This is a genomic window from Lacinutrix sp. (genome assembly GCF_023299985.1).
Taxonomy (GTDB): domain Bacteria; phylum Bacteroidota; class Bacteroidia; order Flavobacteriales; family Flavobacteriaceae; genus Lacinutrix.
Genome location: NZ_JALZVX010000143.1, coordinates 22,781 through 33,560, shown reverse-complemented (window position 1 = coordinate 33,560; position 10,780 = coordinate 22,781). Strand labels below are relative to the sequence as shown.

6 protein-coding genes and 1 tRNA gene are annotated in these 10,780 nt (G+C 31.6%); 3 read left to right on the top strand and 4 right to left on the bottom strand.

All coding sequences use genetic code 11. From position 1 onward, the window contains the following. Positions 1 to 175: 175 nt before the first annotated feature. From Q0C58_RS07825 to Q0C58_RS07815, 3 genes are all read right to left on the bottom strand, one after another. Positions 176 to 547, bottom strand: coding sequence for a BlaI/MecI/CopY family transcriptional regulator (locus Q0C58_RS07825; RefSeq protein ID WP_290699672.1), 372 nt, complete (start codon positions 545 to 547; stop codon positions 176 to 178). A 122-nt stretch (positions 548 to 669) separates the two neighbouring features. Beyond that, on the bottom strand, positions 670 to 1,536 hold the full coding sequence (locus tag Q0C58_RS07820; protein ID WP_290699670.1) for a DMT family transporter: 867 nt from the start codon (positions 1,534 to 1,536) through the stop codon (positions 670 to 672). A 131-nt stretch (positions 1,537 to 1,667) separates the two neighbouring features. Further along, positions 1,668 to 3,056, bottom strand: a complete 1,389-nt coding sequence (locus Q0C58_RS07815) for a dipeptidase (protein ID WP_290699668.1) — start codon at positions 3,054 to 3,056, stop codon at positions 1,668 to 1,670. Between the two features lie 113 nt (positions 3,057 to 3,169). Here Q0C58_RS07815 and Q0C58_RS07810 point away from each other — a divergent pair. Next, positions 3,170 to 3,251, top strand: a tRNA-Leu gene (locus tag Q0C58_RS07810). A gap of 122 nt (positions 3,252 to 3,373) precedes the next feature. Further along, on the top strand, positions 3,374 to 5,758 hold the full coding sequence (locus tag Q0C58_RS07805; RefSeq protein ID WP_290699666.1) for a GAF domain-containing protein: 2,385 nt from the start codon (positions 3,374 to 3,376) through the stop codon (positions 5,756 to 5,758). Here the strand turns inward: Q0C58_RS07805 and Q0C58_RS07800 are convergent. Beyond that, positions 5,755 to 7,017, bottom strand: coding sequence for a Pycsar system effector family protein (locus tag Q0C58_RS07800; protein ID WP_290699664.1), 1,263 nt, complete (start codon positions 7,015 to 7,017; stop codon positions 5,755 to 5,757). The two genes, Q0C58_RS07805 and Q0C58_RS07800, sit on opposite strands and share 4 nt — an antisense overlap. A gap of 58 nt (positions 7,018 to 7,075) precedes the next feature. Between Q0C58_RS07800 and Q0C58_RS07795 the strand changes: the two genes are divergently transcribed. Then, complete coding sequence (locus tag Q0C58_RS07795) at positions 7,076 to 10,780, top strand: metallophosphoesterase (RefSeq protein ID WP_290699661.1); 3,705 nt, start codon at positions 7,076 to 7,078, stop codon at positions 10,778 to 10,780.

Here is a 10,780-nt window from a genome sequence, read left to right as displayed (position 1 = left end):
CGTTTAAATTTATGAATGACCAAGTTCTCTAAAAGTAGTTTATAGAAAACCATTAATATCGCTAAACAGGCTGCGGATTTTAAGAGTATAATTTCCATGATTAATTAATTCGTTGATATTTATTTTATGTCTCATTGAACCTCTATAATAAGATAGGAATTCTATTTTAAATTTGCTAATGAGGTTTATTTTTAATTTCGGTATCTATTATTGCACGAAGCTCTTGTAATTCTAGTTTAGACAAATTGGTTTCTTTTGTAAAAAAAGAAGCAAATTGCGAACTACTATCGTTAAAGAAATTTTTAATCAATCCGTTAACGTGTTTAGAGAAATAGTCTTTTTTTTTAACTAGCGGATAATACTCACGCGAGTTCCCAAACAAATTATAGGCAATAAAACCTTTATCGTTCATGCGTTTTAAAAGTGTAGCAACCGTTGTATTTGCAGGTTTTGGTTCTGGATAGGCTTCAAGCAAATCTTTCATGAACGCTTTTTCAAGTTTCCAGAGGTAATTCATTAAATCTTCTTCAGTTTTTGTAAGCTGCATGTTCTACAAGTTTAGATTATTCTCTACAAATGTAGAACAAATAAATCAATTCTACAAATGTAGAGCAGATTTTTTGTGTTTTGTCATTCAGAAAGAGGTACGACTGAAGAATCTATATATTTTTAGCGTCTATTTTTTCTAGACCTTAAACTTTCAACTATTACAGTAGCTAGAATAAGAGAGCCTCCTAAAAAAGTATTTAAGGTGGGAATTTCGTTTAAAAAGAAAAAGGCGATAATAATGCCAAAAACTGGTTGAGAACTTCCAATAATACTTGCTGTACTTACTTTAAAATGTTTTAAGCTTTTTACAAATAATGTGTGTCCTATAGCAGTTGTTACCAATGCCAAAATAATAACATAAGGAAATTGCGTGCTAATATTAGAGGTGTCTAACAAGAATAGTGTTGGCATTAATACAATACTCATAATTAGTAATTGAAAAAACATGAGGCTACTGCCATTGTATTTGGTTACATATTGCTTGAGTATTAAAATACGCATGGCATAACAAAAGGCTGAAAGTAAACCAAACAGAATACCTTTTACTGCATCGCTTTCAATATCTAATGCTGGTGATAATATGTAAATACCTAAAAGCACCATTGCACCTAAAAGTAGATGGACATAATCGAACTTTGTTTTAGAAAACAAAGGCTCTAAAAAGGCGGTCATTATTGGGAAGGTAAATAAGGCTAACATGCCAATAGCTACAGTAGAACTTTGTAAGGCTATAAAGTAAGTTATCCAATGTGCTGCCATAAATAAAGCACTGAATATAAAGGCACTTAAATCTTTTTTAGATTGAATTTTAAGACTTACTTTTTTGTACTTGCAGAAAAGTAATAAAAACAACATGGCTAATGTGCTTCGCCACCAAATAGTTACTGGAGCTGGCATGTCTATAAATTTACCTAATGCGCCAGATGTACTTATTAAAAGCGTAGCGAATGTAAGTTCTAGAACGTGCCTTAAATGTTGGTTTTTCACTTTTGAGTGGTTGTGTAAGCGGTAGAAATGGCATCCTTTATTTTGCTGCCATATATGGCAAAATAAAGATATAATGGATGACGCGACCACCTTTAGCTCTTTAAAAGCAAAAGGTGGTTACACCCAAAAAATTATTTAGATAATTCTGTAAAATGTTTGTAAAAACCTGGAATGGTTTCAATGCCTTTTAAGTAATTCCAAACTCCAAAATGTTCGTTTGGACTATGGATAGCGTCACTATCTAAGCCAAAGCCCATTAAAATGGTTTTGCTTTTTAGTTCTTGCTCGAACAAAGCTACAATAGGAATACTGCCACCACTACGTTGTGGAATTGGTGTTTTGCCAAACGTTTCTTCGTAGGCTTTACTGGCAGCTTTATAGCCAATACTATCTATTGGTGTTACGTAACCTTGTCCGCCATGATGTGGTGTTACTTTTACGGTAACGCCTTTTGAAGCAATGCTTTCAAAATGTTTTTTAAATAATGCTGTTATGTTTTCCCAATCTTGATTTGGTACTAAACGCATAGATATTTTTGCAAATGCTTGACTTGCAATAACTGTTTTTGCGCCTTCTCCTGTGTAGCCTCCCCAAATGCCGTTAACGTCTAAGGTTGGGCGAATAGAGTTGCGCTCGTTAGTTGTGTAACCTGCTTCTCCATAGACGGAATCTATGTCTAAAGCTTCTTTATAATTTTCTAACGAAAATGGCGCTTTTGCCATTTGTGCGCGTTCTTCTTTAGAAAGTTCTTCTACATTATCGTAAAAACCAGGAATGGTAATGTGGTTGTTTTCGTCGTGAAGCGATGCTATCATTTTGGTTAGCACGTTTATTGGGTTTGCAACTGCACCTCCATATAAACCAGAGTGTAAATCTCTGTTTGGTCCTGTAACTTCTACTTCTACGTAGCTTAAACCACGTAATCCGGTTGTTATAGATGGTACGTCTTTAGCTATCATTCCTGTGTCGCTAATTAAAATTACATCGTTACTTAGTTTGTCTTGATTTTGTTTTACAAACTTAGCGAGGTTTACGCTGCCTACTTCTTCTTCACCTTCTATCATGAACTTAACGTTGCATGGTAGTTGGTTTTGAGTCGTCATAAACTCTAAAGCCTTTACATGCATGTACATTTGACCTTTATCATCGCAAGCACCACGTGCAAAAATAGCACCTTCTGGATGTAATTTTGTTGTTTTAATAACAGGCTCGAAAGGTGGAGAGGTCCATAAGTTTAATGGATCTGGTGGTTGCACATCGTAATGTCCATAAACTAGAACGGTTGGTAGGTTTTTATCTATTATTTTATGTGCGTAGATAATTGGGTAGCCTTCTGTTTTACAAATTTCTACAACATCGCAACCTGCATCTGTTAAGCTTTTAGCGACAACGTCTGCTGTTTTTACAGTATGTTCTTTATAAGCAGAGTCTGCGCTTATTGATGGTATTTTAAGTAGCTCTATAAGTTCGTCAAGAAAACGTTGCTTATTTTCTTGTACGTAAGATTTTATATTTTTCATTTATATAAATTGAGTTTATGTAAAAGTACAAAAAGGAAATTATTTTATTTAAGGTTATTATGAATATTCAAACTATTGTTTATATTTGCAATCCGAAATTATCGGTATAAGTTGCAGGCGTGGTGGAATTGGTAGACACGCTAGACTTAGGATCTAGTGCCGCGAGGTGTGAGAGTTCGAGTCTCTCCGCCTGTACAAACAAAAAGCTTCTCTTTTTAGAGGAGCTTTTTTAGTTTTTATTTTAATTGTAGATTGAGTGTGTTAATTATAATTGATTTACCAACCTAAATGCCTAATTTTGCTTACTTTTAATAGTCATGCAAGATATAAACAATAACATAACACTGCCCTTCGACCTTAAAATAGGTTTCAATAAGTTATTGAACTACTATGAAGAGTTAGAAAAAAACGAGGATGAATTCCTTGCTGCTAAAGCACGTAGAGTTCTTAAAACTCAAGAAAATAGTCCTTTACTTAGAGAAGGTTTTAGTGATCTGTCTTATTTGAAAACGTACGAAAAAGAGATTAATATTATTCTTCAAGATTCTTTTAGTCAAGTGTTAACTAAAAATGAAATTAAAACAGCAACTGTTCCTTTTCATAATATGATTTTTAATTCTTCTCAACGTTTTAAAACTATTCTTGAAGCTGCTGGAGACGATTACGAAATAGAAATTGAAAACATGCCTGATAATGATAAATACATTATTGCATGTAATGTTATATTAAAAGCATATTACGGTTATTCTGCCAATTTTAGCAGACCATTATATTACCAAATACCAGATACTAATGGTATTATCCGCTATTACAAGATTTTATACAATGCAGATTTTATAGAGGTTATAAAGAAAGATAATACACCAGAAATTACTGAGGAAGACTATAAAAAATTACTAGATAATTTTGAAGATATAGCACTTTGGAAAGAGAAATTTCCACCTAATAGTTATATAGCTAAAGGATTTGTGATTTCTAATATTGTGGATATCACAGCAGACCAATCGATTTCTAATATTAAATCTAGTTTAATAGTAAGTGATAAGCAAAGAGACAAACGTTTTATGTCCAGCTTTAAAGAAATTTTTCGTTCTTTTCTTGGGATGCAAGATTTAGACGTTGGTTTTTCAGTTTTTAATGAAAGAGAACAATTGTTAATGCAGGTTCCAGATGCAGGAATTCAAAGTCTTCTTTTAGATTTAAACTCCAGTTTAGCCTGTGAAGCTGTTTTTTGTCATAATTCTTACAAAACAATATTTGATGATAAGGTGTTTTATTCAAATTCAGATTTAGAACTGTATTATAATAAGTCTAAAGGTAAAGTGCCACAGGTAAAAGTGCTTTATAATCAAGGATACAAAAGCGCAATTTTAGCACCTATTGCAGATGGAGAAAACTTATTGGGTATACTAGAATTAGTCTCTACCAAAAAGCACGCTTTAAATAGTATTGTTGCTAACAAGTTAGTAGATGTTATGCCTTTTATTTACGAGGCAGTTAAACGTTCGAAAATTCATGAAGCAAACTTAATTCAAGCAATCATTCAAAGCGAATGTACTGCTATACATCCAAGTGTACATTGGAAATTCGAGAAAGCAGCAAGACAGTTTATGCTAGATAGTAGTGAGCGTGGTGATAATGCTACTTTTGGAAAAATTATATTTAGAGATGTTTATCCTTTATTTGGGCAAATGGATGTAAAAGGCTCGTCTAATGCTAGAAATCAAGCAACACAGAAAGATTTATTACTTCAGTTACTATTAGTAAAGAAAATTATAGACAAAGGTTTTGGTAATGAAAAACTTCCGGTTTACGAAAAATTAAAATTTCAAATTGAAAAGTTTTCCGAAGAAATAAATACAGATTTTAAAGTAGATAGTGAGCAAAAAATCACAGCATTTTTTAAAAATGAACTAGATTCTGTTTTAAAATTTAAATTAAAAAGCAACTCTATTTTAAAGCAAGATATAAAGGATTATTTTTCTAAAATAGATAAAGACTTAGGAGTGGTCTATAACTATAGAAAAAAATATGATGACACCATTATGCTCATCAATAAAAACATGTCTTCTTTAATTGATAAAAAGCAAATTGAAGCACAGAAAATGTATCCACACTTTTTCGAGCGTTTTAAAACCGATGGTGTAGAGCACAACATGTATATTGGAGAAGATATTACTAAAGAGAATTCGTTTAATAACATGTATTTGTATAATTTAAGATTATGGCAATTGCAGGTTATGTGCGATATGGAAAATAGCTATTATAACAAGCGAAGTAAATATCCTGTTTCTCTTGATGTTGCTTCTATGATTTTAGTTTTTAATCAACCGTTATCTATACGTTTTAGAATGGACGAGAAACATTTTGATGTAGATGGTACTTATAACGCTAGATACGAGGTGGTAAAAAAACGTGTGGACAAAGCCAATATAAAAGGCACAAATGAGCGCGCTACTGTGGAAGGTAAATTAACTATTGTATATTCTCAAAAAGCAGATGAAATAGAATACTTAGAATACATAAACTTTTTACAGTTTAAACATGTTTTAGGAGATAATGTTGAGGTTTTAGAACTTGAAGATCTTCAAGGTGTTACAGGTTTAAAGGCATTGCGTGTTGAGATTTTATACAGCAAATCTAAAAAGGACAATAAACAGTTTTATACTTACAATGATTTAATGAATGAGATTAAAGCTTAACTTTTATATACTTCTTTATTAAGAATAGAAGTAGGCTGTACTTGAACATTAGTTTCTAGTACATCTTCAAAGTTAGCTCTTGGATTATTTTTAACTGCAATTCCAAAAGATATTAAAGATACTATAATGCCTATCATAAAAACGGTATAAGTAATTCTTAATAATTTATACTTGCGTTCAAGAACTTTTCCTAGAAAGTACAAATCTTTAGTTAACGTGTTATAGATGTAATCTTTGTCACTAATCATTTCTTTAATGGCCCATTCAAATTCTTTAAGTTCCATTTTATGAAAATTACCAAAAAAAGTTAGGTTTACCTTTTTGTTTATTACATCTTCTTTAGTAAACTGTCCACTTGTAACATTTGGACGTGTGGCAATTATAGACATTACCATAGAAACAACACTAAATAACGTGAATACTACTGTTGGCCATATTAAATAAGGGTTAGTGTCTAATTTAGAAATTAAGTTGGCTAAAACTACAGAAATAATAATAGCATTTACAGATAATAAAATATTGGCTTTGGTATCTGCAATATCACTTAATTTAATATGGTTTTTTAAAGCTGTTCTGTAAAAAGACTGAATGGCACGTTCTGGACTCTCGTTTTTATACTGCTCTTTATATTTAGCTTTTAGTTTTTCTTTATTATCTTTAGCTTTGCTCTTTTTTTTCTTTTTAATCAATTTGGCTAAATTACTATCTTTTTCTAGTTGCCAATGTTTAATAGCATAAGGTGTGTAATAACGATGTTTTTGGCCTAAAACTTCAATATTTTCAACTCTCCATTCTTTAGCTGTATATGTTCTAATACCTTGAATTTCATATTCTTTTCTTAAAAACTCGCTAGCTTCATTAAAATATTTCTTAGCAAAATGAGAAGTATCTGCATCACAAATAATTTCGCCTAATTTAGAATTTGGAATTTCTCTAAACTTAGTAGCCATGATGCATTTGTTTACACCTTCAATTATATTTGGATTAACTTTTTCATTGGTTAAAAATTGTGTTGCAATTTTCACACTTTCTTCTTCATGCCCTTCTCTGGTTTTAGTGTAGCCTGTATCGTGAAATAAAGCTGCTAACAGTAATATTTCTTTCTCATTAACGTTTATTTCAGTGTTTTCAATAATTTCTTTCGTACTTTTAAACACACGTTTAGTATGCGTAAAATTGTGATAAATAAAAGTATTTGGTAGCTCCTCTTTAAATAACTTTAAAACAAAATTTTCAGCTTTTTCAATAATTGAAGACATATTTTTTTAAGAATTTTATAAAAACCAAATTACTAAAATTAAACCAAAAAGCTCCTATATGATTAAAAATAACATAATTCTAACTGTTTTATTATTAACGCTATCAGGCTGTGCAACATTTACTGCGCAATATAGAAGCAAAGAGAAAACTATAAAGCAGCTACCTAATAAGGAAATTGATAGAACATTTTACCTAATTGGTGATGCAGGGAAATCTCCAATTGGAGGTATGTCTTTAGGTTTAACGGCATTTAATAAGCACATAAAAAATAAAGACACTAAAAAAGATTATACTGTATTTTTAGGTGATAATGTGTATCCAGATGGTTTGGTTAAAAAAGGAAGTGACGGTAGAGCGACTGCAGAAAACGCGCTAGATGCTCAAATAAAATCGGTAGCTGGTTTTAAGGGTAAAACAGTTATGATTCCTGGTAATCACGATTGGTATGCAGATGGTGTAGAAGGTGTTAAGCGAGAAGAAAAATATATAGAATATGCTCTAGGGGAAAATACATTTAAACCAGAAAATGGTTGTCCACTAGAAAGTATAGATGTAAGTGCGGAAGTACAACTTATTGTAATAGATAGTCAATGGTATTTAGAAAACTGGAATGAAAATCCAACAATTAACGATAACTGTGAAATTAAAACACGTAAGCGTTTTTTCGAAGCATTAGAAGGTGAACTAAAAAAAGCTCAAAACAAACGTGTTATATTTGCTATGCATCATCCAATGTACACTAATGGTACGCATGGTGGTTTTTACGATGCGAGTAAACATCTTTACCCAACACAAAAAAAAATTCCATTACCAATATTATCCTCTTTACTAGCTCAAGTAAGGACGCAAGGAGGTGTTTCTATTCAAGATAGATACAACGAGAGGTATAATGAGTTGATGAACCGTATTGAAACCATGTCTCTAGAATACGATAATATTATATTTGCGTCTGGACACGAACACTCTATTCAATATATAGAAAACAATGGTATTAAGCAAATTGTTTCTGGTTCTGGTGCTAAAAAGTCTGCAGCTGCATTAAGTAAAAACGGACTATTTTCTGTTGGGCAACAAGGCTTTGCCGAATTAACAATTTTTAAAGATGGTAGTACTTGGGTAAGTATTTATGTGTCTGAAAATGGAGAACCTAAATTAATGTTTACCAAAGAAGTTTTACCAAAAAGTAGAGCTATTTTTAATACAGATGTTTTACAGGATTCGTTTCCAAAAACGGTTCAAACTTCAATTTACACTAAAGAAGAAACAGAGAAAACAGGAATATATAAAACGTTATTAGGAAATAGGTATCGAAAATTATATAGTAGAAAAATAACAGCAAAAGTAGCAACTTTAGATACGTTATATGGAGGATTAGAAATCGTAAGAGCAGGTGGAGGACATCAAACGCGTTCACTTAGATTAGCAACCAAAGACGGCAGACAATTAAATATGAGAGCGCTTAGAAAAAGTGCTACGCAATATTTACAAACAGTATTGTTTAAAGAAACATATGTCGAAAACGACTTTGATAAAACAAAAGTTGAAGACGTAGTATTAGATTTTTACACTGCTGCACATCCTTATGCGTTTTTTGTGGTTCCAGATTTGTCTAATGCAGCCAATCTTTATCATACAAACCCAAAGTTATTTTACATTCCTAAGCACAAATATTTGGGTGATTATAATACAGATTATGGAGATGAATTGTATATGATTGAAGAACGTCCTGAAGAAAATTATAGCGAAGAAAAAAACTTTGGATATGCAGATGATATTGAAAGTACACACGATATTATTACAAAAATTAGAAAAGATGAAAAATATAAAATAGACGAAAACGCGTACATAAGAGCAAGACTTTTCGATATGCTTATTGGAGATTGGGATAGGCATCAAGACCAATGGCGTTGGGCACAATTTAATCAAGAAAATGGCGACAAGTTATTTAAACCAATTCCTAGAGATAGAGACCAAGTGTTTTCAAATTTTGATGGAGCTTTACTAGATGTAATGAAAGTTTTGTCTGGCGCAACAAAACAGCTTCAAGTTTACGATGCAGAACTTAAGGATATTGAATGGATGAATAGTGCAGGCATAAAACTGGATAAAGTTTTAATTCAAAAATCAGATAGAGCAGTATGGTTAAAGCAGGCTAAATTTTTAATGGATAACATTACAGATCAAGTTATAACCACGGCATTTTCTAAAGTACCTAAAGAAGTTAACGATAAATCTCTTGCCGAAATTAAAGATTTGCTAAAGGCTAGAAAGTCCAATATGCTTGACATTGCAGAGCGTTATTATAACTATTTAAACCAATTAGTAATTATAACAGGAACAGATAAAGACGATTATTTCGAAATCAATCGTATTGGAGATAACCAGACCAATGTAAAAATATCTAGAATTATAGATGGTAAAAAAGGCGAAGTATTAATAGATAGAAATTTTAATAAGGACATTACTAAAGAACTCTGGATTTATGGTTTGGACGATGATGATATTTTTGAAGTTACAGGCAAAGCAAATAATTTAATTTTCACAAGAATAGTTGGAGGTCAAAATAACGATACCTACATTATAAAAAACGGAAAGAGAGTTCGTGTTTACGACCATGAATCTAAGCCAAACACAATTCAAGAAAATAATGGTGCAAAAATTAATTTTATAGATAATTATAATAATAATTTATTCGACTTTAATAAAAACATAGTAAGAACAGGAATTATAACACCAAGTTTAGCTTACAATCCAGACGATGGTTTTGCATTAGGCGTTTCTTTAGTTAAAACTACAAAAGGTTTTCAGCGTAACCCATACTCGCAACAACATCGTTTTAAAGGAGGCTATTTTTTTGGAACAGACGGTTTTAGTATAGAGTACGATGGTAAGTTTGCAAATTTATTTAAAGATTGGAATTTACATGTTGGAGGCCAATTAACAGGCGAGAATTTTTCTAATAACTTTTTTGGATTTGGAAACGAAACTGTAAATAATGATGAGTTAGATTTAGATTTTAATAGAGTTAAAACAAGTATATACAAAGCAAGTGTAGGTGTTTTAAAACGCGGTCATTTTGGTAGTGATTATGGATTTAAATTTATAGCTGAAGGAATAGAAATAGCAGAAACTACAGATCGTTTTATAGAAACATTTTCACCATCTTCTTTTAATAACGAATTTTATAACAGACGTTTTTTCTTAGCAACTGAAGCAGATTTTAATTATGCTAGTTTCGATAATAAAATTACACCAACTCGAGGCATGACGCTTAATTTAAATACAGGAATTAAAACAGAGCCAGAAAACACTAAAAATACTTATGGCTATTTAAACTATAATTTAGGTTTTTATAATGCTTTATCAACCAATAGAAAATTAGTTTTAAAAACAGACTTACGAGGACAAGCAAGGTTTGGAGACGATTTAGTATTCTATCAAGCTGCAAATATTGGCGCAATAAATGGATTAAGAGGGTTTAGAAATCAACGCTTTACAGGAAAGAATTCCTTAGTAGGTAGTGCAGATGTTCGTTATAGTTTTAACTCTTTTAAAACAGCAACATTACCTTTGCAAATAGGTGTTTTTGCAGGTGGAGATGTTGGTAGAGTATGGTTAAAAGGAGAATCTTCCAATAAATGGCATAACGATTATGGAGGTGGTTTTTGGGTGTCTGCCGCAGAATCAATTCAAGGTACTTTTAACTTCTTTAATAGTAATGAAGGTTTAAGGTTTTCTTTCGGGTTTGAAGTAGCGTTTTAA